Here is a 20,786-nt window from a genome sequence, read left to right as displayed (position 1 = left end):
TCGCGAAGATCATTTGAATAAGGCCGCGTCATCCATGCTGGCCTCCTTCCAGCCAGCACCTTGAATCACGATCCAGGCCCTTTGGGAATCCCCTGCCAGATTCACAGAAAAATGATCATGCTCTAGCAAAGATCCAGGAGAGAAAGAGTGCGTAAGGCGTCCGTCGTTTTTGCCGCCGGTTTGGCGTCGCTTACCGGTATTCCAAGCGCCGCCGACGCGGCTGCACCGATCCAGGCCGCAGGCGTGTGGCGCAACCCCAAGAACACGGTGCACGTTCGCATGCAGCCCTGCGGCACGACGGTTTGCGGTACCGTGGTATGGGCAGCGCCCAAGGCGGAGGCGAAGGCCCGCAAGGCGGGAACCCCGAAGCTTGTCGGCACGCAATTGTTCCGCGAGTTCAAGCAGGTTCGTCCGGGTGTGTGGAACGGCCGCGTCTTCGTCCCGGATATGGGCCGCACCTTTTCGGGCAGCATCGTCGCGAACAGCGCGACGTCGATGACCGGCAAGGGCTGCCTGATCGGCAACCTTCTTTGCAAGACTCAGACCTGGACCCGGATCGGTTGACATGAGGAGGCGGGTGGGCCTGCCGCTGGTTGGCGCGCCCCGCGGCCCCGCGACCCCGCGACCCCGCGGCCCCGCGGCCCCGCGGCCCCGCGGCCCCGCAGCCCCGCAGCCCGCAGTCCCGCAGCGAGGTCGATACGAGCGTGCCGCGGCAGTGCGAAAGGTAGCTGCCGACCCGATACCGCTTCGGCGAAGGATCAGCCGATCGCTTTGCGTGAAGCGTTCAGAAAGGGACTTTGATGCCGACCATGATCCGTTTGCTGATCTGACCGTCCGGCATTCCCACCTGATCGACAAAGGCGCGCGCCTTCGCACCGCCGCCGATGCCGATCTCTGCGGCCAACGGCTGCTGCTCCGCGAATTCCGGCCGATACTTCACTCCGGCGTCTTCATCCTGCCGCCGTCCGCAGACGACGATCTCGCCCGACGGCTGTGATCCGCACCGGCCGGTGATCGAAGGGGTGAGGTCGATCGCGCGCAGTTTCGCCAGATCGAAGTCCGAGGGCGGAAGGGAGGGCGCGCTTGCCGAGGCTTGGAAGATCAACAACCACACCATGTCCATTGCCTGCCTCAGTCGTCCACCGGCAGCTTCGCAACAGACTGCGGCATCAAGAAGGCAGGCGAGAGCGCCTATGTCTGGAGCGAGTTGGCGGGCAATCCGGTGCGCTGTCAGTAAGTCGGGCAGTTGTACGACGTCGTCCCGCTTTGAATACCCAATTCGGCGCGGTCGCGAACGATGAACGCGCTTTCATATTGGATACGCGTCGATTTCACCAACGCGCTGCTGACAATCGGCTGATAGTCGTACGAAACTTCGACGAACATGACCGCGGTGTGCGGGAGAGCCGATATCGTCCTTCCGGTCTTTCCCATCGACTGAAGGGCGGCGCTCGACTCTCCGGTCCCTTCCACGCCGTAAGCGGGATTGACCTTCAGCGCGCCGAGACAACGCTGCCAGCGTATCCACTGACCCCTGTTGTCGGTTTCCCCGGTCTTGGGTGCAGGCTGTCCGTTTTGCTGCAAGGACGAAAGCACGACCTTGCCGTTCGCTTCGAAGTCGAGCGATCCGCCGGTTTCACGTGCTCCCGCGAAGATTTCGTCGATATCGGTTTCCGTGACAAGATCGGGGACCCTCCCCGCATTGTCGGCAACCGTGTCGGCAATCTGGCTGATGCGGACGTGCGCCATCGCCAGGTTCGCATATTCGATTCCGGTCATTGCGATCGCTGCCAGGAGCGGAAGAACGAGTGCGAACTCGACCATCGAAACACCCGACGCGTCAGCGTACAATGCTTTCGTCGCGCGGGAAGCTGGGAGGTGTACGCGCATCATGTGCAAACCTGCTTGGGAGCAGCCCGATCTGAATATGGCTGATTTCGAACGGCAGTCTGGACGGTAAGATCGTAATTTCCGGATGCGCCAAAGAGCTTTGCCACTGGAAGCACACGAGCTGTCTTCATGTTGACTTCATAAAAGACGACGTCGTCCGCGCCGCCGCGGGTGGCGGAGGAAGTGTCCGTATCGTAAACGTTGTTTACCTTCGAGTCCGTGAAGCACTCGCCCTTGTCGTATTTGCCGTTCTTGTTCGTGTCGACGTATCGTTCCGGCTTTTTGGCACCCGTGAAATCATAGTAGCTGGTGAGTTTGATGTCCCAAGTCGGGTTCGGGACCAGGGTGCCGACGCGCTCCTTGATGGCCGCCTTGATCTTGTCCTCCAGCTGCATCGATGCGTCGCCGGTGAAGTTGGGCGACTCCACGATCGCCGACCGGGCGATATCGTTGACGGCGCCCTGCAGCACCGATTTGTAGTAGATTTCCATCCCCATGTCGAGACTGCCGACCAGAAACAGACACATCGGCAGCAGCAAGAGGCCGAATTCGGACATTGCCGCTCCGCGCGCGTCGGCTGCGAGCCTTGGCTTCGCTGCGCTCTTTATCGGCCGTCCGGAGATCACGAGACCACCCTGAGTTTGCCGATCCCCTTGCCGATGGCGCGGAAGACGGCCTCGAGATCGGTGCCCGTGCTCTGGAAGAAATGGTCATCTCCGGAAGCGCAGTTCTTGATCTGGTCGGCACCGGAGCCGACATCGAGGGCAATCACCCAGATGGTCGCTTTGGCTTTCGCCTGGTTGCAGGCGTTTAGGAAACGCTCTTTGTGCTTCGCCAGCGTGTCTCCGCTGGCAGCGCTCAGCCGGTCTCTGGCTTTCGGAATGCCGAAGGAGCTGTACGCATTGGCATCAACCGTCATAACGCCATCTGTGAGGAACACGATGTGACGCTCGACGCGGATCTGCCGCCCCGACTGGTCGAGCAGGAAATCCGGGTTGTCTGCCTTGAACATTCCGGACCCGGAGAGGAACCGCATGCCCCAGACGATGCCGAGGTCGTGATGGGTATAGCCGCCCACCTTCGCCAGGCTGGCGGTCACCTGGTTCTGGAACGCTGTTTCGGTATTATAAACTGCTAGCCTCGCCGCCGGCGCAGGGCAGAAGGAGCTTAGCAGTGCAACACCGGAATAACCATTTGTCGTTGATGGATCATACGGCTGCCACTTGAGCGTCGCAGTCGTTCCGGTCTTGTCGATATCGTCATCGGTGACTGCAGTCTTGATCGTGATGGGCCATCCACTGGTCTGATCAGAACTTGGCCTCTCCTCGACACAATCCCAGCTGCTGTGGGTCTTGCTTACGTCTGTCCACGTGTAGGTCTTGCAGGTTGTGTTCTTTCCATTGGCGTCCTTGTTCCAGACGGTGCACGGATAGGTGTGATACTTGCCCGGGTCTTGCATCATAGTGGTGGGGATGCTGCCGCCCACATTGACAGTCATCGAATATGGCATGAAGCCGTACCGCGTACGTACGCCCTTGGCGCCCTCGAGTGCCTTGTATAGGGCCTTTGCGGCTGCATCGAGTGCAGCAAGGCGTGAATCCGGCTGCTTGGTATCTTTGTACGCGCAGGAGTCGCCCGTTTTGATGGCGCAGTTCATCGACGCGGTGACATCGAGAACCAGCATGATGTCGTTATTGACATAATCCTGATCGGCGCTGCAGCTAGCCTTCACCTCCATTTCGGTTTTTCCGAAAACGCGCATCAGGGTGGTCGGCACCTGGGCCGTCGCCGTCACCTCGACGATCGTCGGGTCCGTTCCGTTCTGGGCGAAAACCGGTGTGACCTTGGGGGTGTTCAGCAGGCCGACCGGAAAGTTGAAATCGAAAAACTTCAATCCCTCTGCCTTGGCAGCATCATCGAGCTCGGTCGCTTTCGCCATCGCGCGCCGCGCGCCGAGCGCTGCGGCGTCACAGGCAGTCTGAAGGCGGGCCTTGGCGAGATAGGCGCGGCTCATGTCGAGGCCCGAGCCGATGATACCGATCAGCGGGATCATCGCGGCGGCCATCATCGGCAGCACGGACGCCTTCTTGTTGTTGAGCAGCCTGGTCAGAAAGCCTTGCACGTCCGCATCCTTGCCTGAAAGGCGGCCGGTTCGATGGACCGGCCGCTCCAAGTCGCATCCTCTCGCGAGCCGAGCGAAAACATCGGTCAGCCCTACATGGGAATCGTTGCCGCTTTTCCTCCAGAAGGGGCTAACGGAGCGTTAAGGACCGGGTGAGGGGAAAGGCCTTGTTCTCAGATCCCTGGGCATGGCCGCACGGAGGTGGCAGTCAGGTCGAATGTGGGGATGAGAGGGGTGAAGCTGCCGCGTTCCGAGTGCCAAGGTTTCCGGTAAGCCGCCAGACGCTGCGCCGTTGGGCCGGGTTCGCTGAGCGCCGTCCCCTCAGCCTGGAGATGAAGGCTCGTCGTTCCGGCGACTCCTTCTCCAGAACAGGTTCGGGATTCGTGTGCCTGGGGCGGTCATCTCCATCGTGATGGTCATCCATACCGATCTTTCGAGTGTCGGGCTGCTCGTAAAGCCAAGTCGGCGACAAGGTTCAGAGTAGCTCGCCCGCTTTTGCGCTTTGCGGGCCCGAAGAACACGCTAACATCGTTCATGGCGGGGGGGCGCAGTTCGGGTGATCAAGAGGTTCGCAATATTCCGCTGGATCCGGAATCGTCCGATCTGGTCCGCGCTGATCATCCTGGTCGCGGCGCTGATCCTCTACAAGGTGCTGGCGCCGAGCGAACCGACTTACGAATATGTGGCAATGCCGGTGGACCGTGGCGCGGTCACGAGGATCGTGTCAGCCAGCGGCAAGATCCGCGCGTTGAACACGATCAAGGTTGGATCCGAGATATCGGGCCAAGTCTCCCGAGTTTTCGTGGATTACAATTCCCAGGTGCTCGCGGGGCAACCGCTCGCCGAGATCGATCCGACCCGCGTTGCCGCACGGGTGACCCAGGCGGAGGCGCAGGTGGATCTCGCCCGTGCCGCGCTCGCCCAGGCGGAGGCCGGGCTGGCCCGCGCCCGCACCGACATCGAAATCCAGAACCGTGATTACCACCGCCGCAAGGAATTGGCGGCGCGCGGCTTCACCTCCAAGACAGGGCTCGATCAGGCGGCGAACACGGTTGCGGCGGCGCAGAGCGGGCTCAAGACCGCGCAGGCCGGCGTGATCTCCGCGCGGGCGCAGATCCGCCAGCGCGAAGCCGAGCTGCAGTCGGCGAAGCTCGATCTGACGCGCACGCGCATCATCGCGCCGGCAAGCGGAACCGTCATCAACAAGTTGGTTGAACCGGGCGCCACCGTCGCCGCCAGCTTCCAGACGCCGAACCTGTTCGAGATCGCTTCCGACATGCGGGTGATGCAGGTCGAAGCCTCCGTCGACGAAGCCGATATCGGGGAGGTTCGCGTCGGCCAGCCGGTGCGGTTCACCGTCGATGCCTATCCCGACCAGCCGTTCGCGGCGACTGTCCGCCAGATCCGGACCTCGGCCAGCGAAGCGCAGAACGTGGTCAGCTATTTCGTGATCCTACAGGTGCAGAATCCCGAAGGCAAATTGCTGCCCGGCATGACCGCCAATGTCGAGATCGTGACCGGTGCCCGTGCCGGTGTGCTCCGCGTTCCCTCCGCCGCCTTGCGCTTCCGGCCACGTCCCGGCGATCGGCCCAACGACGAGACCACGCCGGCTGCCGGCGCGAGCCGCTCGACCACCGTCTGGCTCGCCTCCGCCGATCCCTACAAGCCGGAGCGTCGGACGGTGCGGGTCGGTATGAGGAGCGAGGAATTCGTCGAAATCGTCGGCGGCGTGAAGCCGGGAGAACGTGTCCTGCTTCGCTCCCGCTCGCTCGAGAAAAAGGCGGAAGAGGAGCCCGACGACGAGGAAGCGCAGGAGGAGGGGCGGTGATACGGCCCTTGGTCGAGGCACGCGATCTCGCCAAATCCTATCGGGTTGGAGAAGAGACGGTTCACGCTCTGCGCGGCGTCAGCGTCACCCTAGAAACCGGTGAGTTCGTCGCGATCATGGGCGCGAGCGGATCGGGCAAATCCACCTTCATGAACATGGTCGGCTGCCTCGACGTGCCGAGCGCCGGCGCGCTCCTGGTCGACGGCGTCGAGACTGGCGCCATGAGCAGCGATTCGCTTGCCGAGCTCCGCAACCGCACCATCGGCTTCGTCTTTCAGCAATTCAATCTGCTCGCCCGGACCAGCGCGCTCGACAATGTCGCAGTCCCGCTCATCTACGCCGGGGTCGCCCCGGCCGAGCGGCGGGAACGGGCACGGGCCAAGCTCGAGGCGATGGGCCTGGGAGACCGGCTCGACCATTCGCCGGCGAAGCTGTCGGGAGGACAGCAACAGCGGGTCGCGATCGCGCGGGCGCTGGTTACCGAGCCCAAGATCCTGCTCGCCGACGAGCCCACCGGGGCGCTCGATTCTGCAACCTCCGACGAGATCATGCGCATCTTCCAGCAGCGCAACGACGAGGGCATCACCATTGTGCTGGTCACGCACGAGGCCGACATCGCGCGCTACGCCCGCCGTCGCATCCTGTTCCGGGATGGCCGGATCATCACCGACGAGCCGGTTACCGATCGCATGGTGGCGGCATGAAGCGCACCTTGCTCGGGCGGCTGGACGCCTGGGCGATCAACGTCGGCATCGCCCTGACGGCGCTCCGTACCAATTTGATGCGCTCGATTCTCACCACATTGGGCGTCATGATCGGCGTGTTCGCGGTGACGCTTGCGGTAGCGGTGGGCTCCGGAGCAAAGGTTTCGGTCATGGAATCGATCGATGCCCTCGGGTCCAACATGGCAATCGTGTTTCCGCAGCCGGACGGTGAGGGTGGTCGATCCTCGTTCGACCGCGGGCGGCTGACATTGCGTGACGCACGCGCGATCGAACGCTCGATCGCCGGCGTGAGCGCGACCGGCCCTCAGCTCAGGTCGAGCGTCCAGCTCGTCGCGGCGAGCAGGCGGGCCTCGACGACCGCGATCGGCGCGACGTCGGGCTATGCCTCGGTCGCCGGGATCGGCGCGGAGGTCGGCCGGTTCATCGGCGAGGCCGACGTCCGATCGGGCGCCCGGGTGGCGGTGCTCGGGCCGACCGTGGCACGCAAATTGTTCGGCTCCTTCGATCCGGTCGGCGAGGCATTCCGGATCGATCGGGTTCCATTCACCGTCGTCGGCGTTCTCGAGCCGAAGGGCTCCAGTTTCGGTAACGACAACGACAACGTCATCATCGTACCGATCACCACCGCACGCGCGCGGTTCTCGAACGCCTTGCCAGGCCCGGATGACCTTCATCTTCTGTATGTCGGCTTCGAGGACGGTACCGACCTCGAGCGCGCCAAGCGCGAGATGACCCGCCTCCTGCGGAGCCGCTACAGCGTCGCCCCGCGCGAGGTGCAGCCCTTCACCATCCGTACCACCGCCGAGTTCATCGAGGAATCGAGCCAGGTCACCGCCATCTTTCAGAGCGTACTGGTTGCGATCGCGTCCATTTCGCTGCTGGTCGGCGGCATAGGCATCATGAACATCATGCTGGTGTCGGTTACCGAGCGCACCCGAGAGATCGGCCTCCGTATGGCGCTCGGCGCCAAGCGCCGCGACATCCGCAACCAGTTCCTCGTCGAAGCCGCCATCCTGTGCGTGATCGGCGGGGCGATCGGGCTGCTCCTCGCGATCGCCGCCGCCACCGCGTTCTCGGTCTATGCCGATTTTCCGGCCGAGGTCGGCGCTGGAGTCGGCGCTGGTGCGATCCTCTTCTCCGCGGTCACCGGCATCCTGTTCGGCGGCTATCCCGCGCTCCGTGCATCTCGGCTGTCGCCAATTGACGCGCTTCGCAGCGAGTAGCCAGATGAGGGCTGGCGACAGGGCACAATAGGGTTTGCCGCTGATGCAGACCAGCCTACCTCAGGGCAATATAGAGGGTTCTTCACCGTCAGATCCGACTTGGCAGCTGACGTCTGGGAGAGGCCGTCTTGTGCTCCGCCCGCGTTCAAAGTGCGCCTTCATGCCCTGTCGGCTGTATCGTGCCGTCGAGCATGCCCGCTTCTCCCACTGCGAGGGACGCTATATTGCCGACGACAGCGCGGCGATGGCGGGTGGGCAGGCGCTCCGGGGCGAGTATGTCGCCGAATTCGTTCATGCTGATCGCGGACGTGCAGACTGGTCAATAAAGTCCCGACCGGCCTACGGCGCGAGGACAGGCTTCACCGCATCATGATGAATGTTGCCGCCTTCATCGACGTAACGGCCGACCAGCCGCAACCCGGACGCCGCGAGGATCCTTCCATATTCCTGAGCGCCGAGAGACACGGACATGCGGCCGGTCAACACGTCGCGCCATGCGCAGGCCTCGCGCGGCGCGGTGTACAGAAAGCGGCCGTTTGGCCTGAGTGCATCCGCCACGCGTGGAATGAGCCGTCGCTGATCGTCCGCGCAGAGCAGGAACAGCAATCCAATTGCCACCGCAGCATCGAAGGTCCGGTGGAAGAAAGGGCTGTCCTGTGCGGCCTCACAGGCGCTCTCAGAGGCAGGGAGGTGGCGCCGAAAGGCATCGATCATCCGGGGCGAAGCGTCGACTCCGAAGACGGTGAAGCCGTTCTCCACCAGCGCGCGCGCCACCGGCAGGCCGGAGCCGCAGCCGATGTCCAACACGGCGGCATTAGTCGGTAGTCGATCACGCGCCCACGATCGGATGATGGTAACGCCAACCTCAGACCGCGCGGTCATGAAGTGCTCGGCAATGCCGTCCCAACCTTCGGAGCAATCGCTGTCCATAAGGCACGCTTCCATGTTGCGCACCGTCGATCAAGCGCTCCCTGGCCGATACTCTCGACAGGTCGATGTCGCATCGGCCGAGACGACCTTCGCTTCGCGCGAGGGACGCTCATGCAAAGGATCTCGATTGAGCCCCAATCCGGGCGATACGAGAGGAGGCGACAAGCCTCGGCCTGGCGCCAATGCGGCTCGATCATCGCATCGAGGAAGAGAGTGGTGGTGGACGCACTAGGGCTCGAACCTAGGACCCGCTGATTAAGAGTCAGCTGCTCTACCAACTGAGCTATGCGTCCGGTACCTGCCGGCTCCGAGGCCTGGCCTCTTCGCCTCGTCGCAAGTCTGCGAAGAAGGTGGTGGACGCACTAGGGCTCGAACCTAGGACCCGCTGATTAAGAGTCAGCTGCTCTACCAACTGAGCTATGCGTCCAGTGCCTTGCGGCTGGACGGGCCTCTACGGTCGCACCGGCGCGATTGCAACCACGCAAATGCCCTTATCCACAATTTCGGCTGGGAACAGCCACTGGCCGAAGCTTTGCACCGCATGTGGTGCTGCCGAAACGCGCTGAGCGGCTGGTCACCACTCGGGGAGCCGCCGGCGCAGCCTAGTTGCGGCGGTCCTTCTTGTTGCCGCGGTCGATCGCCATCAGCATGCCGAGGCAGATCATCACCGTCAGCATTGCCGAACCACCATAAGAAACCAGAGGCAGCGGAATGCCGACGACGGGGGCGAGGCCCATCACCATCATCAGGTTGATCGCGAGATAGAAGAAGATGGTGAGGGTCAGGCCGGCAGCGGTGAGGCGCTCGAAGCGGCCTTTGGATTCGATTGCGACGTTCATGCCCCAGCGCACCAGCAGAAAGAACAGGGCGATCAGAACGCAGCCGCCGACCAAACCCCATTCTTCCGCGATCGCCGAGAAAATGAAATCGGTATGTTGCTCCGGGAGATATTCGAGATGGCTCTGGGTGCCGTTGAGAAAGCCCTTGCCGAACAGCCCGCCCGAACCGATCGCGATCTTCGACTGGGTGAGGTGGTAGCCGGCGCCGAGCGGATCGGCTTCGGGATCGAGGAAGATCAGCACGCGCTTCTGCTGGTGGGGCAGGAGCAGGAAGGAATAAACGAGGGGCAAGGCGGCACCGACGATAATGCCGCTGCCGATGAACAGGCGGAGCGGCAGGCCGGCAAGAAACATCAGGGCGATCGTGTTGAGCACGATCAGCATGGTCGTGCCGAGATCCGGCTGCAGCAGGATGAGCAGGATCGGCGGACCGAGGAACACCCCGACAGGCCAGATTGCCGCCCAGCGCCGTATCTCTTTCGGCGGCATGCGCGCATAGAAGCGGGCGATCACCAGCACGATGATCGGCTTCATCAGCTCCGAGGGTTGCAGGCGGACAAAGCCGAGTTCCAACCAGCTGCGCGCGCCGCCGCCGATCACCCCGAGCATGAGCGTGAGGATCAACAGGCAAATTCCGCCCGCATAGGCAACGAAGGTGAGATCGTGGAACGTCTCCGTCCTGAACCGCGAGATAACCAGCGCCATGCAGAAGAAGGCCGTGAACCGAACGGCGTGGAACGCGGCCCAGGGTGAGAAGGAGCCCCCGGCTGCCGAGTAAAGCGCGAGCACCCCGGCCGCACCGAGCGCGAGTACGATCCACAACATGCCCCACGGCAGGGTTGCGACGGGTGCCGGGACGAAGGATGCCCCTCTCATCGCGTCGCGCCTCCACCGCCATTCTGAAGCGCAGCCTTCTCGGCCGCCTTTTCAGCGAGCCAGCGCTGGGCCCGCACCTCCATGCGCTGAGCCATCGTCCCGCCCCATTGCTCTTCGAACTTGATCAGCGAGGCCATCGCCTTTTCCTTGTCGAACAAATAGGTCAGCACATCTTTGGCGACCGGTGCGGCGGCGCGCGCGCCGCCCATGCCGTGCTCGATCACGACGGAAGCCGCGTAGCGCGGCGACGCTGTCGGCGCGAAACAGACGAACAGGCCGTGGTCGCGATATTTCCACTCGCCGCTCTGGCCGCGCTGGGAGCCCACGATGCGGCGCACCTGGGCAGTACCAGTCTTGCCGCCCATCTCCACGCCGGGGATTTCCAGCCGGCTCCGGCCGGCGGTCCCGGCACCGTTGACGACTTCCCACATTCCGGACCGCACCGTTTCGAAATGCTCCTTGGCAAAGGGCAGCGGCTGCGGGGCAGGGCGGTTGGCCCGGATCAGATGCGGCTGCAGATCGAGGCCGGACGCGATGCGCGACGACATGACGGCAAGCTGCAGCGGATTGACGATCACATAGCCCTGCCCGATCGAGGTGTTGAGCGTGTCGGACTGCGACCAATCGTCCTTGTATTTGCGCTCCTTCCACTCGGCGCTCGGCATCGTGCCGTAATTTTGGGAAACCACCGGCAGATCGAATTTCTGGCCGAAGCCCAGCCGCCGGCCCATTGCCGAGATGACGTCGATCCCGGCGCGGCGCCCCATCGCATAAAAATAGGTGTTGCAGCTCCGCGCCAGCGCGGTGTGCATGGTCATCGGTCCGTGCCGACCAAGGCATCGGAAGAAACGGCTGCCGAGCTGGAAGCCGCCGGGACAATTGACCCGCGCGGTCGGATCGATGCCGGCCTGGAGCAGGGCCATCGCCACCATAGGCTTGAAGGTCGATCCCGGTGGGTAGAGGCCGTTCAGCGCCTTGTTGATCAGCGGATGGCGCTCGTCTTCGGCGAGCATCTTCCACTCATTCTGGCTGATGCCGTCGGTGAAGCTGTTGGGATCGTAGGCCGGCATCGAGGCAAGGCAGAGGATGTCGCCGGTGAGGCAATCGATGACCACCACCGAACCGGATTCCTCGCCAAGCCGACGGGCGGCGAAGGTCTGCAGGCCGCCGTCGATGGTGAGCGGCAGCGGCTGCCCCGAAACATCCGACAGGGTCGACAGTTCGCGCACCAGCTGGCCGCGGGCAGTGACCTCGATCCGCTGCGCGCCGGGCTTCCCGCGCAGGCGCTGCTCCATCGTCTTCTCGAGCCCTTCCTTGCCGATCTTGAAACCGGGCGTGATCAGCAGCGGGATCTTGTTCTCGGCCTCGTATTCCTTGCGGTTGGGCGTGCCCACATACCCAACGAGATGGGCGACCGCGGCGGCGTCGGGATAGAAGCGGGAAAAGGAGCGCAAGGGTGCCACGCCGGGAAGCTCGGGCAGGCGCACGGTTACTGCGGCATATTTCTCGAACGGCACGTTTTCGGCGACCGGAACCGGCTGATAACCGGCCGCATGCTTGAGCTCGGCACGGATGCGCTCGATCTCGTCGGCCGGCAGCTCGAGCAAACGGGCCAGCTCAGCGAGGATCCGATCGGGATCATGCAGCCGGTCGGGGATGAGGTCGACGCGGAAGTCGGACCGATTGATGGCGATCGGCTGGCCGTGACGATCGACGATCCAGCCGCGCCGCGGCGGCATCAGCCGCATCTGAATGCGGTTCTCGTCCGAAGCCAGATTGTAGCGCTCGTTCTCCGCAATGGAGATGTAGGCCATCCGCCCGGCCAGGGCGGCGGCCAGCAGTCCCTGGCCGGCGCCGAGCACCAGCGCCCGCCGGGTGAAGGTGTAGACTTGGCTGTTTTCGGTGATGATCGGGGCGTTGCGCCGCCTCATCGTGCCAGCCGCCAGCGGTCGAGGCCGAGCACGATGCGCGCGACCAGGGGGAAGGAGAAGAGCGACAGGACGAGCTGGGGCATCAGGATCATGAAGTCGGTCCGGCTGCCCCCGATCCAGCCGATATACCAGGCAGCGGCGCTGTGGAAGGCGATGGCGAGCGAGGCGAACAGCCAGTCGGTCCAATAATCGCGCCAGCCGACCCGCAAATCGATCAGGTCGAAAGCCAGGAAGGTGATCGTCCAGATCGCCATAGACTGGCCGAGCGGGTGGCCCGCGACGAGATCGGCGAAGAAGCCGAGCGGAAGGGCAGCATAGGCCTGCCAGAGCTCGGGTCGAAGCAGGCGCCACGCAATCAGCACCAGGAAGGCGAAATCGGGGACGAGCGGCGTTTGGGTGACGATCGGCAGGGAATCGAGCAGAGCGGCGGCGAGGGTGGTCAGCACCGGCACCAGCTGCCGCCGGGCACTCCACCAGGCGACATCCCGCTCGGAGCCGGCGATCCGGCTCATTGCGCCGCCCCCTGAAGCGCTTCGCTGGTCGCTTGCGACAATGGCTGGTCGGCGACCGGCTGGAACGGGCGAAGCACCATCGCGAAATCGACCGTGGCAGGATCGGCGAGCGGGCGTGCGGTCGTGCGCTCGCGCTCGACGCGGACGACGACCGCGACCGGCACGTTCGGCGGATAGACGCCGCCGACGCCCGACGTGACGAGGATGTCGCCGCGCCGGAACGGGTTCTTGCCGACTTCCAGCGTCTTCAAGTCGATGCTGCCATCGCCGAGGCCCTGCGCGATCGCAGGGGTGCCGTCGCGCACCAGGCGCACCGGAACGCTGCTCGCGCCGTCGCTGACCAGCAGCACCCGCGACGCCCAGCGGCCGGTCTCGATGACCCGGCCGATCAGGCCCTCGGGCGAGCGGACCGGCTGCCCCGGTGCGACCCCTGCGCCCGAGCCCACCGAGAGCGTCGCGAGCCGGCGGCTCGAATCGAAAGAGGAGCCGACCACCCTGGTGACCGTCACCTCATCGCCGACCGTCTCGCTCAGCTTCAGCATCGCCTTAAGCCGCTGATTCTCTAGCTCGGTGGCACGCGCCTCGACGATCTTGCGGCGGGTGGCCGCGAGCTGGCGCTTGAGATCGTCGTTCTGAGCGCCGGCGTTGAAGTAATTCCCAACCGTGCTGCCGATGCCGCCGAAAAAATTTACGATCCCGCGGCCTGCCGACGACACCGGGCTGGTGGCATCAAGCGCAGCACCCTTCAAGGCCCCGAACCCCCGCGGATCGATGACGGACAGGGTCAGCAGCATCAGCGCGAACAGCACGCCGGCAACCGCCACGACATAGCCGAGGAAAAGTCCGTATTGCGCCCTGCGGGAAAATCCGGGGCGCCGTGTCGATGGCGGCGCCATGCTCCGATCGATCAGGCGGTCTGGAGGACGCCGCGGAAGATCTCTTCCTCGAGCGCGCGCCCGGTGCCGATCGCGACGCAGGTGAGCGGATCCTCCGCGACGGTGACGGGCAGACCGGTCTCGTCGCGCAGCACCTCGTCGAGCCCCTGAAGCAGCGCGCCGCCGCCGGTGAGCACGATGCCCTGGTCGACGATGTCGGCAGCAAGCTCTGGCGCCGTGTTCTCGAGCGCGATCCGGACGCCCTCGACGATCGTCCCGACCGGCTCCGACAGAGCTTCGGCGATCTGGCGCTGGTTGATCGTGATTTCCTTGGGCACGCCGTTGACGAGATCGCGACCCTTGATGTGAACCGTGAGGCCGTCGCCGTCGACCGGCGGCTTGGCGATGCCGACCTGCTTCTTGATCCGCTCGGCCGTTGCCTCTCCGATCAGAAGGTTGTGGTTGCGACGGACATAGGAGGAAATCGCCTCGTCCATCTTGTCGCCGCCGACCCGTACCGAGGTGGTGTAGGCGAGCCCGCGCAGCGAAAGCACCGCGACCTCGGTGGTGCCGCCGCCGATGTCGACGACCATGGATCCGATCGGTTCGGTGACCGGCATGTCAGCGCCGATCGCGGCGGCCATCGGCTCTTCAATCAGCCACACCTGGCTTGCACCGGCATTAGAGGCGGCGTCCCTGATCGCGCGCCGCTCGACCGAGGTCGAGCCCGACGGGACGCAGATCACGATCTCCGGCCAGCGCGGGAAGCGCCGGCGGCCATGCACCTTCTGAATGAAATGCTTGATCATCTGCTCGGCGACGTCAATGTCGGCGATCACGCCGTCGCGCAACGGACGAATAGCCTCGATCTGATCCGGCGTCTTGCCCATCATCATCTTCGCGTCATCGCCCACCGCCTTGACGCGCTTGACGCCGTTCAGCGTCTCGATCGCCACGACGGACGGCTCGTTGAGCACGACCCCGCGGCCGCGGACGTAGACCACCGTGTTGGCGGTGCCGAGATCGATCGCCATGTCATGCGAAGGGAATTTGAAAGGCTTGAGAAAACGCGGGAGGGGCATGGTGGCTGATCTCGCTTCCTGACGACACGGGCCCGAAAAACTGCGGGTCCCGCGTGAATATTGCCTCTATAGGGTGCGCCCGCCGCTTGCGCCACAGGATCGTTAACGCTCGCGGGAAGCTGCCGCTTGGGCTAGAGAAGAAACCATGTCAATACGCAGACTTCCTGAGCATCTGGTCAATCGCATCGCCGCCGGTGAAGTGGTGGAAAGGCCGGCCAGCGCGCTGAAGGAACTGGTCGAGAATGCCATCGACGCCGGGGCAAGCCGAATAGTCGTGTCCCTGGGGCAAGGCGGCATCGGCCGGATCGAAGTGATCGACGATGGCTGCGGCATGGATCCGGACGAGATGGCGCTGGCGCTGGAGCGCCACGCCACCTCCAAACTGCCTGACGACGAGATCGATGCGGTGACCACGTTGGGCTTCCGCGGCGAGGCCCTGCCCTCGATCGCAAGCGTCGCCCGCCTGTCGATCGAAAGCCGCGTGCGGGGTGCCGACGGTTGGTCGCGCACGATCGACAATGGCCGGGTGGTGGCGGAAGGGCCGGCTGCGCTGCCCCCGGGCACCCGCATCCTCGTCGAGGATCTATTTGCTCGGGTGCCGGCGCGCCGTAAGTTCCTGCGGTCCGATCGCTCCGAATATGCCGCCTGCGTGGACGTGGTGAAACGGTTGGCGATGGCGCGCCCCGATGTCGGCTTCACCCTCGACCATGACGGCCGGCGCAACTTCTCCGTGCCTCCGGGTGAGGATCGGCCGTCACGGGTCGCGGCGTTGACCGACCGTGCGCTTGCGGAGAACAGCGTCGGCATCGATTACGAGCGCGGCCGCGCCCGCCTTGGCGGTGTCGCCGGCCTGCCGACCTTCAATCGCGGCATCGCCGACCACCAATATCTGTTCGTCAACGGGCGTCCGGTGAAGGACCGCCTGCTCATCGGCGCCCTGCGCGGGGCCTATCAGGACATGCTCGCGCGCGATCGCCATCCGGTTGTCGCCTTGTTCGTCGAACTTCCCGGCGAGGAGGTGGATGTCAACGTCCACCCCGCCAAAACCGAGGTGCGGTTCCGGGACCCGTCGCTAATCCGCGGCTTGATCATCGGCGGCCTCCGCCACGCGCTCGACGAAGCCGGGCATCGCAGCGTCCAGCGACCGCAGGATGTCGCCTGGCAGCAGGAGCCGATGACCCCGCCGGCACCGTCGATGCCGCTTTGGGATCAATTTCGGCCCGATGCGGCTTCGGCAGCATCGTGGAACAATGGCTCCGGCGCGCAGACGCTGACCAGGCCGGCGTTTCAGTCCCAAGGCCAGGCGATGTGGGAGGCGCGTGGATCCTATGCGCCTGCACCGATGGCGCGAGCCGAAACTGCCACCGCGCAGCCGCCCGAGGCTGTCCGCTTTCCGCTTGGCGTCGCCCGCGGCCAGGTGGCGGCGACCTATATCGTCGCGGAGGCGGAAGACGGTCTGGTGCTCGTGGATCAGCATGCGGCGCATGAGCGACTGGTGCTCGAACGGATGCGACGCGCGGTCGCCGACGGCGGCGTCGCCCGCCAGGCCCTGTTGCTGCCCGAAGTCGTGGAACTGGACGAAAATGGCTGCGACCGGCTGGAAGCCCGGATCGGCGAGCTTGCCGAAATGGGGCTCGAACTCGAGCGTTTCGGACCGCGGGCGATGCTGGTGCGCGCGACTCCGGCGATGCTGGGCAACGGCGACGTCGTCGGCCTGGTCACCGACCTCGCCGACGAGCTCGCCGCCTTCGACGAGGCCTTGTCGCTCAAGGAGCGAATCGACCATGTCGCTGCGACCATGGCCTGCCACGGCTCGGTCCGCGCCGGCCGCGTTCTTTCGGTTGCAGAAATGAACGCACTTCTTCGCGAAATGGAAGTCACGCCGCATTCCGGCCAGTGCAATCATGGCCGCCCGACATGGGTGAAGCTCGCCCATGGTGACATCGAGAAATTGTTCGGGCGAAAATGAAGGCTGTGGGCAAGCGACGGAGATATACGTGATGGCGGATCGCGCGACACCCAATCTTCCGGCGCGTGATTTCAATGCAACGGAGGCTTTCTACGCGAGGCTCGGCTTTGAACGGACGTGGCGCGATGCCGCCTGGATGATTCTGACTCGCGGCGACCTCGCGCTCGAATTCTTCCCCTATCCCGATCTCGATCCAGCTTCGAGTTCGTTCGGCGCCTGTCTGCGGGTCGATGATCTCGAGGCGCTGGTCGCGGCGGTGCGGGACGCGGGAATTCCCGAGGCGCAGACCGGCTGGCCGCGTTTCCATCCGCCGCGGCGGGAGGCCTGGGGCGGGCTGGTCGGTGCGGTGATCGATCCGGATGGGTCGCTGCTCCGCCTGATTCAGAATTAGAGCCCGTGCGAGCGCCGGAGCCTGCGAAGCAGCATGAACGCCCAGATCGTGAGGGCTACGGCGACAAATGTGGTGCCGACGAAGATCGGATCACCCAGAAGGGAGATGCCTCGGCGAACATACGCGCGGCGTGAGCTGCGATGACCAGCGCAAAGAGTGATCCGGAAATGCGCGCATGGCCGGTCTCCTTTGATGTTGCAGCGTCGCACATCGGCCGAGCTCTGGCGAGCTATCCGTTGTAGCGGCGCCCTGCGAGTGCGTGACGAGGCAAGTTCGGCCTTCTCCGTCGAAAGCCGCTTCTCCCCCGCCGCCGCCATGCTATCGACGGGACGGGGTGTTGGGGGCACTTGCACATGGCGATCGGACTTCTGGCCAAATTGCCCGAGCGAATTCCGGATTTCACCCGTAGAGCCTTGTGGGTCTTTCGCCCGATCTGGTTCGCGGCCTTGTTCCTGGCGATCGTCGGTCCGGTGGGCGGCGTCTGGCTGCGGCTGAGCGATCCGCCTCCGAACAGCAGCCTGGTGCCGGGAAGCCGGGCGGGCCTGGCGCTCGATCCCGCTGATCTGACCCGGATACGGTTCCCCGTCGGCGACGCGGCCGCAGCGGCCGGCGTGCGCGCGGAGGACGATATCCTCGCCGTCGACACCATCGCTCTGTCGGCACGCATTCCGGAGCGGCCCGGCGATCGTCTGCGCTGCCGCGCCCCGGACACCGAGGCACCTTTGCCGGCCGGTACGACGATGCTCGACTACGGGCTGCTCGGTCCCTTGCTCTGCGCCGATGAGGACAGGCCCGTGTTGTTGACCGTCAAGGGTGCGGACGGGCGCCAGCGGGACATCGAATTGCTGACCGGTGAGACCCACATCGAGGGTGCGGCGGCGGCAAGCGGAGTGCCGGGGTGGATCCTTGACGTCACCGATCTCGTCCATCTGCCCATCTATCCGTTCCTCCTCGCCTGCGCCTGGTTCCTCTGCCGGCGACGTGAGGCGGACGTGGTGAGTTCGATCGTCAGCCTCGCCATTCTGCTGACCATGGCCGCGGAACAGCCGTCCGCGAATTTCCTCGCGCAGAGCATGGCCTGGGCGACGGCGCAGCCCGGCCTCGGTTTTCTGGCGGCGCTCGGCCCGCCGGAATGGGCGCCGAAGACCTTGCTCGATCTCGCCAATGTCTCGCTGCTGGCTGGCATCCTGCTGTTCCCGTTCGGCCGACTTCGGCCGCGCTGGATGATTGGCGCGATCGCGCTGCTGCCCGTCTTGTTCTTCGTTGGCGGCAATCTTTACCGGGTGCTGTTCATCGCCTTGATGGCGCTGGCGGTGGACACACTGTTCCGCCGGTTGCGCAAGACGCCGCCAAGCGACGAGCGACAGCAGCTGCAATGGGCTTTGTTCGGCTTTGCAGGCTACGCCGTCCTGCTCTGCCTCTCTCTGACGCTGGACATGTTCAAGCACGATGCTGGTCGGCTGGGAACGCAACTCGCACTCGAGATGGGCGCTGGGTTCGCCTTCGGTTTCGCTTTCCTGATCCTGCAGCTCGGCCTGCTCGTGGCCCTGATGAAGTATCGGCTTTACGACGCCGAGGCGGTGATCAGCCGGTCGATCTCGGTGGCGCTGATCACGGTGATCTTGGGCGCAGCCTTCGCCGGGGTGATGGAAGGGGTCAAGGAGATCATCCTGCGCGCTTTCGGCCAGAATGCCGGATCGATCGCGCCGATCGTCGGCACAGCCGTTTCGACCATCCTGGTGGTGCCGGTCTACGAGCGGGTGCAGCGCTGGACGGAAGGGCGGTTCCACCGCAAGCTGGTCGATCTTCGCCAGGGCCTGCCCCAATCCCTTCGCGACCTCCGTCATTTCGCGCCGCTGAAGGACGTCACCGGCGAGATACTCGACCGCATCGAAGGCGGAGTTCGCCCGCGCCGGCTCGCCTTCGTGGTCGACGGCGAGGTCGCCGATGCGCGCGGGATTCCGGATTCGGACGTCGCCGACTGGCTCGCCGCGGAACCGTCCCCGGGCGATTTCACGTTGCAGTTCGAGGCAACCGATCGGATCTTTTCAATCCGCATGCCGCTGCGGGCGGAGGAGGGGCCTCTGCTCGGCTGGATCCTGGTCGGTGCGCGTCCCGACCGGTCCTGCCTCAGCACCGCCGAGCGCGATGCGCTGATCGAGATCATGGATCCGGTGGCCCGCGCTGTCCGGCTGGTGCTCAAGCGTGAGGAGCGCGAGCGCGGCCTCGACACGATGTTGCACAGCCTGCAAGACCAGATTGACAGGTTGCAGGAACGGCTTCGCATTGACCCTGCCGGCACGACGGCGTAGGTTGTGAGATGAGAGGGTTCGTGGGGGAACTCTGAATGTTACGCGCACTGATTGTTGCGTATGTTCTGCTTGCGCCATTGCCGGGGCCGGCCCCGGTCGCATGGGCGGCCGATTATCAGGCAGCCGAAAAGCAAAGATGCGAGGGCGGCACCAAGAAGAAGAACGGTCTCGCCGGCTTCATGGGCAACATTGCCGCCGGTGTGCTCGGCCGCGGCGCTGCGGGAACCGTGGGCAGCTTTCTTCCCGCCCGCGAGCTGCTTTCGGAAGCGCTGGTCGCGATCCTCGACTGCAAGGAGCAACAGCAGGCGGCGCAAGCCACCAACCAAGCGGTTCGCGGCGGCGTCGGCACCACCGCGAGCTGGACGTCGGAATCTCGCGCCAACGTCTCCGGTTCGTCGAGTGTCACGGGCGCCGAGCAACTCGCCGACGGCAGCCACTGCATGACAGTCAACGATGTCGTGATCGTCGACGGTGAGGAAACGAAGGCACCCAAGCGCCTGTGCCGGAGACCCGGTACGAGCAGATATGTGAGGGTCTGATGATCCGCCGGTTCTTCCTGGCCGTGCTGGCCCTTGCATCAGCGGAAAGCGCCGGTGCCCAACAGGCGATGGACCCCGTCAACCCCACCTGCCCCAAGAGCCTCAACTGGTCCAATTATCGACAGATGCGTTTCTCGACCGAGCAGGTGAACGGACGCAACATCCTGCGCGCCGAAGGGCTGATCGACGATGGCGTCGTTGAGCGGCTGCAGGCGGCGCTGGCCGCCGCCGAGGGCGGCGTTATCGACGAGATCTGGATCCGCTCGCCGGGCGGCAATGCGCGTGTCGGCAACGCGGCCGGTCGGGTGATACGAGAATCGGGGATTCCAACCAGGATTCCAAAGGGATGGTCCTGCTTCTCCGCGTGCAATTTCATGTTCATGGGCGGACTTGCCCGGTTCGTGGATGCGGATGGCCACTTCATCGTGCACATGTTCACCCATATTGCGGACCGGCAGTCGATCCGCAGTGAACTCGCCACCGGAGGGGACAAGACGATTGGTCTGATTGCGTCGGTGGAGCAGGATTCGGCGATCCTCGCCAGCGAGGACAACGACTTTCTGATCCGGATGGGCGTGTCGCGCAAGTTGCTGACGGAGGTCATGTACCGTCAGAAGGCGGTCGAAGAGCAGGGCGCCGACCGATCGACCCGTCGCTGCCTAACCGCCGACGAAACGCTTCGTTACAACGTCGCCAACATGCGCTGACGTGCGTCATTCGAACGAGATAGTCACAGGAGTGA

At 64.5% G+C, this 20,786-nt stretch carries 20 protein-coding genes and 2 tRNA genes; 9 read left to right on the top strand and 13 right to left on the bottom strand.

All coding sequences use genetic code 11. The features are described 5' to 3' along the window. Window positions 1–147 precede the first annotated feature (147 nt). On the top strand, window positions 148–564 hold the full coding sequence (locus tag C7I55_RS23220; RefSeq protein WP_106515411.1) for a DUF2147 domain-containing protein: 417 nt from the start codon (window positions 148–150) through the stop codon (window positions 562–564). Between the two features lie 220 nt (window positions 565–784). Here the strand turns inward: C7I55_RS23220 and C7I55_RS23210 are convergent, their stop codons facing one another. The 4 genes from C7I55_RS23210 to C7I55_RS23195 form a co-directional block, all read right to left on the bottom strand. Next, on the bottom strand, window positions 785–1,117 hold the full coding sequence (locus C7I55_RS23210; RefSeq protein WP_158266553.1) for a hypothetical protein: 333 nt from the start codon (window positions 1,115–1,117) through the stop codon (window positions 785–787). Between the two features lie 113 nt (window positions 1,118–1,230). After that, window positions 1,231–1,824, bottom strand: coding sequence for a TadE/TadG family type IV pilus assembly protein (locus C7I55_RS23205; protein ID WP_233222371.1), 594 nt, complete (start codon window positions 1,822–1,824; stop codon window positions 1,231–1,233). A 65-nt stretch (window positions 1,825–1,889) separates the two neighbouring features. Beyond that, complete coding sequence (locus C7I55_RS23200; RefSeq protein WP_106515408.1) at window positions 1,890–2,447, bottom strand: TadE/TadG family type IV pilus assembly protein; 558 nt, start codon at window positions 2,445–2,447, stop codon at window positions 1,890–1,892. 65 nt (window positions 2,448–2,512) lie between these two features. After that, complete coding sequence (locus C7I55_RS23195) at window positions 2,513–4,063, bottom strand: TadE/TadG family type IV pilus assembly protein (protein ID WP_106515407.1); 1,551 nt, start codon at window positions 4,061–4,063, stop codon at window positions 2,513–2,515. A gap of 505 nt (window positions 4,064–4,568) precedes the next feature. Here C7I55_RS23195 and C7I55_RS23190 point away from each other — a divergent pair. From C7I55_RS23190 to C7I55_RS23180, 3 genes are read left to right on the top strand one after another with little or no spacing between them, the layout of a single operon-like run. Next, window positions 4,569–5,840 carry an efflux RND transporter periplasmic adaptor subunit gene (locus C7I55_RS23190; RefSeq protein ID WP_106515406.1) on the top strand — a complete coding sequence of 424 codons (1,272 nt, stop codon included), beginning with the start codon at window positions 4,569–4,571 and terminating at the stop codon, window positions 5,838–5,840. Next, complete coding sequence (locus tag C7I55_RS23185) at window positions 5,837–6,544, top strand: ABC transporter ATP-binding protein (protein ID WP_233222370.1); 708 nt, start codon at window positions 5,837–5,839, stop codon at window positions 6,542–6,544. Before C7I55_RS23190 ends, C7I55_RS23185 begins: the two co-directional genes overlap by 4 nt. Beyond that, window positions 6,541–7,788: an ABC transporter permease gene (locus tag C7I55_RS23180; RefSeq protein ID WP_106515405.1), complete on the top strand. Its 1,248-nt coding sequence runs from the start codon at window positions 6,541–6,543 to the stop codon at window positions 7,786–7,788. The genes C7I55_RS23185 and C7I55_RS23180 overlap by 4 nt, the downstream gene beginning before the upstream one ends. Before the next feature lie 145 nt (window positions 7,789–7,933). Here the strand turns inward: C7I55_RS23180 and C7I55_RS28315 are convergent, their stop codons facing one another. The 9 genes from C7I55_RS28315 to C7I55_RS23140 all read right to left on the bottom strand — a co-directional run bounded on the left by C7I55_RS28315 (window position 7,934) and on the right by C7I55_RS23140 (window position 14,833). Further along, a complete protein-coding gene (locus C7I55_RS28315; protein ID WP_158266552.1) occupies window positions 7,934–8,083 on the bottom strand; it encodes a hypothetical protein in 150 nt (49 codons plus the stop codon). 44 nt (window positions 8,084–8,127) lie between these two features. Then, window positions 8,128–8,718 carry a class I SAM-dependent methyltransferase gene (locus C7I55_RS23175; RefSeq protein ID WP_106515404.1) on the bottom strand — a complete coding sequence of 197 codons (591 nt, stop codon included), beginning with the start codon at window positions 8,716–8,718 and terminating at the stop codon, window positions 8,128–8,130. Between the two features lie 217 nt (window positions 8,719–8,935). Continuing rightward, window positions 8,936–9,011, bottom strand: a tRNA-Lys gene (locus tag C7I55_RS23170). A 58-nt stretch (window positions 9,012–9,069) separates the two neighbouring features. Then, window positions 9,070–9,145, bottom strand: a tRNA-Lys gene (locus tag C7I55_RS23165). A 175-nt stretch (window positions 9,146–9,320) separates the two neighbouring features. Then, complete coding sequence (rodA, locus tag C7I55_RS23160; protein ID WP_106515403.1) at window positions 9,321–10,433, bottom strand: rod shape-determining protein RodA; 1,113 nt, start codon at window positions 10,431–10,433, stop codon at window positions 9,321–9,323. Beyond that, window positions 10,430–12,364 carry a penicillin-binding protein 2 gene (gene mrdA, locus C7I55_RS23155; protein ID WP_106515402.1) on the bottom strand — a complete coding sequence of 645 codons (1,935 nt, stop codon included), beginning with the start codon at window positions 12,362–12,364 and terminating at the stop codon, window positions 10,430–10,432. The genes rodA and mrdA overlap by 4 nt, the downstream gene beginning before the upstream one ends. Continuing rightward, complete coding sequence (mreD, locus tag C7I55_RS23150; protein ID WP_106515401.1) at window positions 12,361–12,876, bottom strand: rod shape-determining protein MreD; 516 nt, start codon at window positions 12,874–12,876, stop codon at window positions 12,361–12,363. Before mreD ends, mrdA begins: the two co-directional genes overlap by 4 nt. Continuing rightward, on the bottom strand, window positions 12,873–13,772 hold the full coding sequence (mreC, locus tag C7I55_RS23145) for a rod shape-determining protein MreC (RefSeq protein ID WP_106515400.1): 900 nt from the start codon (window positions 13,770–13,772) through the stop codon (window positions 12,873–12,875). The genes mreD and mreC overlap by 4 nt, the downstream gene beginning before the upstream one ends. An 11-nt stretch (window positions 13,773–13,783) precedes the next feature. Further along, a complete protein-coding gene (locus C7I55_RS23140) occupies window positions 13,784–14,833 on the bottom strand; it encodes a rod shape-determining protein (RefSeq protein WP_106515399.1) in 1,050 nt (349 codons plus the stop codon). Between the two features lie 145 nt (window positions 14,834–14,978). Between C7I55_RS23140 and mutL the strand changes: the two genes are divergently transcribed. From mutL to C7I55_RS23115, 5 genes are all read left to right on the top strand, one after another. Beyond that, complete coding sequence (gene mutL / locus C7I55_RS23135) at window positions 14,979–16,802, top strand: DNA mismatch repair endonuclease MutL (protein WP_106515398.1); 1,824 nt, start codon at window positions 14,979–14,981, stop codon at window positions 16,800–16,802. Window positions 16,803–16,833: 31 nt separating this feature from the next. Further along, window positions 16,834–17,193 carry a bleomycin resistance protein gene (locus tag C7I55_RS23130; RefSeq protein WP_106515397.1) on the top strand — a complete coding sequence of 120 codons (360 nt, stop codon included), beginning with the start codon at window positions 16,834–16,836 and terminating at the stop codon, window positions 17,191–17,193. A gap of 353 nt (window positions 17,194–17,546) precedes the next feature. Continuing rightward, window positions 17,547–19,505 (top strand): hypothetical protein, encoded by a 1,959-nt coding sequence (locus C7I55_RS23125; RefSeq protein ID WP_106515396.1) that lies wholly within the window; start codon window positions 17,547–17,549, stop codon window positions 19,503–19,505. A 35-nt stretch (window positions 19,506–19,540) separates the two neighbouring features. Beyond that, window positions 19,541–20,044, top strand: a complete 504-nt coding sequence (locus C7I55_RS23120; protein WP_106515395.1) for a hypothetical protein — start codon at window positions 19,541–19,543, stop codon at window positions 20,042–20,044. Beyond that, on the top strand, window positions 20,044–20,751 hold the full coding sequence (locus tag C7I55_RS23115; protein WP_233222369.1) for a COG3904 family protein: 708 nt from the start codon (window positions 20,044–20,046) through the stop codon (window positions 20,749–20,751). The genes C7I55_RS23120 and C7I55_RS23115 overlap by 1 nt, the downstream gene beginning before the upstream one ends. Window positions 20,752–20,786 lie beyond the last annotated feature (35 nt).

Origin of the sequence: Allosphingosinicella deserti (genome assembly GCF_003012735.1) — a bacterium.
Lineage (GTDB): Bacteria > Pseudomonadota > Alphaproteobacteria > Sphingomonadales > Sphingomonadaceae > Allosphingosinicella > Allosphingosinicella deserti.
The sequence above is the reverse complement of the archived record's forward strand: the minus strand, read 5'-3'. Positions and strand labels throughout refer to the sequence as shown.

What these genes read in the sequence shown, in the direction of transcription:
- C7I55_RS23210 (WP_158266553.1), bottom strand. Translation starts at nt 1,117, where the DNA reads ATGGTGTGGTTGTTGATCTTCCAAGCCTCGGCAAGCGCGCCCTCCCTT.
- C7I55_RS23205 (WP_233222371.1), bottom strand. Translation starts at nt 1,824, where the DNA reads ATGGTCGAGTTCGCACTCGTTCTTCCGCTCCTGGCAGCGATCGCAATG.
- C7I55_RS23200 (WP_106515408.1), bottom strand. Translation starts at nt 2,447, where the DNA reads ATGTCCGAATTCGGCCTCTTGCTGCTGCCGATGTGTCTGTTTCTGGTC.
- C7I55_RS23180 (WP_106515405.1), top strand. Translation starts at nt 6,541, where the DNA reads ATGAAGCGCACCTTGCTCGGGCGGCTGGACGCCTGGGCGATCAACGTC.
- C7I55_RS28315 (WP_158266552.1), bottom strand. Translation starts at nt 8,083, where the DNA reads ATGAACGAATTCGGCGACATACTCGCCCCGGAGCGCCTGCCCACCCGC.
- C7I55_RS23175 (WP_106515404.1), bottom strand. Translation starts at nt 8,718, where the DNA reads ATGGACAGCGATTGCTCCGAAGGTTGGGACGGCATTGCCGAGCACTTC.
- rodA (WP_106515403.1), bottom strand. Translation starts at nt 10,433, where the DNA reads ATGAGAGGGGCATCCTTCGTCCCGGCACCCGTCGCAACCCTGCCGTGG.
- mrdA (WP_106515402.1), bottom strand. Translation starts at nt 12,364, where the DNA reads ATGAGGCGGCGCAACGCCCCGATCATCACCGAAAACAGCCAAGTCTAC.
- mreD (WP_106515401.1), bottom strand. Translation starts at nt 12,876, where the DNA reads ATGAGCCGGATCGCCGGCTCCGAGCGGGATGTCGCCTGGTGGAGTGCC.
- mreC (WP_106515400.1), bottom strand. Translation starts at nt 13,772, where the DNA reads ATGGCGCCGCCATCGACACGGCGCCCCGGATTTTCCCGCAGGGCGCAA.
- C7I55_RS23140 (WP_106515399.1), bottom strand. Translation starts at nt 14,833, where the DNA reads ATGCCCCTCCCGCGTTTTCTCAAGCCTTTCAAATTCCCTTCGCATGAC.
- mutL (WP_106515398.1), top strand. Translation starts at nt 14,979, where the DNA reads ATGTCAATACGCAGACTTCCTGAGCATCTGGTCAATCGCATCGCCGCC.
- C7I55_RS23130 (WP_106515397.1), top strand. Translation starts at nt 16,834, where the DNA reads ATGGCGGATCGCGCGACACCCAATCTTCCGGCGCGTGATTTCAATGCA.
- C7I55_RS23125 (WP_106515396.1), top strand. Translation starts at nt 17,547, where the DNA reads ATGGCGATCGGACTTCTGGCCAAATTGCCCGAGCGAATTCCGGATTTC.
- C7I55_RS23120 (WP_106515395.1), top strand. Translation starts at nt 19,541, where the DNA reads ATGTTACGCGCACTGATTGTTGCGTATGTTCTGCTTGCGCCATTGCCG.
- C7I55_RS23115 (WP_233222369.1), top strand. Translation starts at nt 20,044, where the DNA reads ATGATCCGCCGGTTCTTCCTGGCCGTGCTGGCCCTTGCATCAGCGGAA.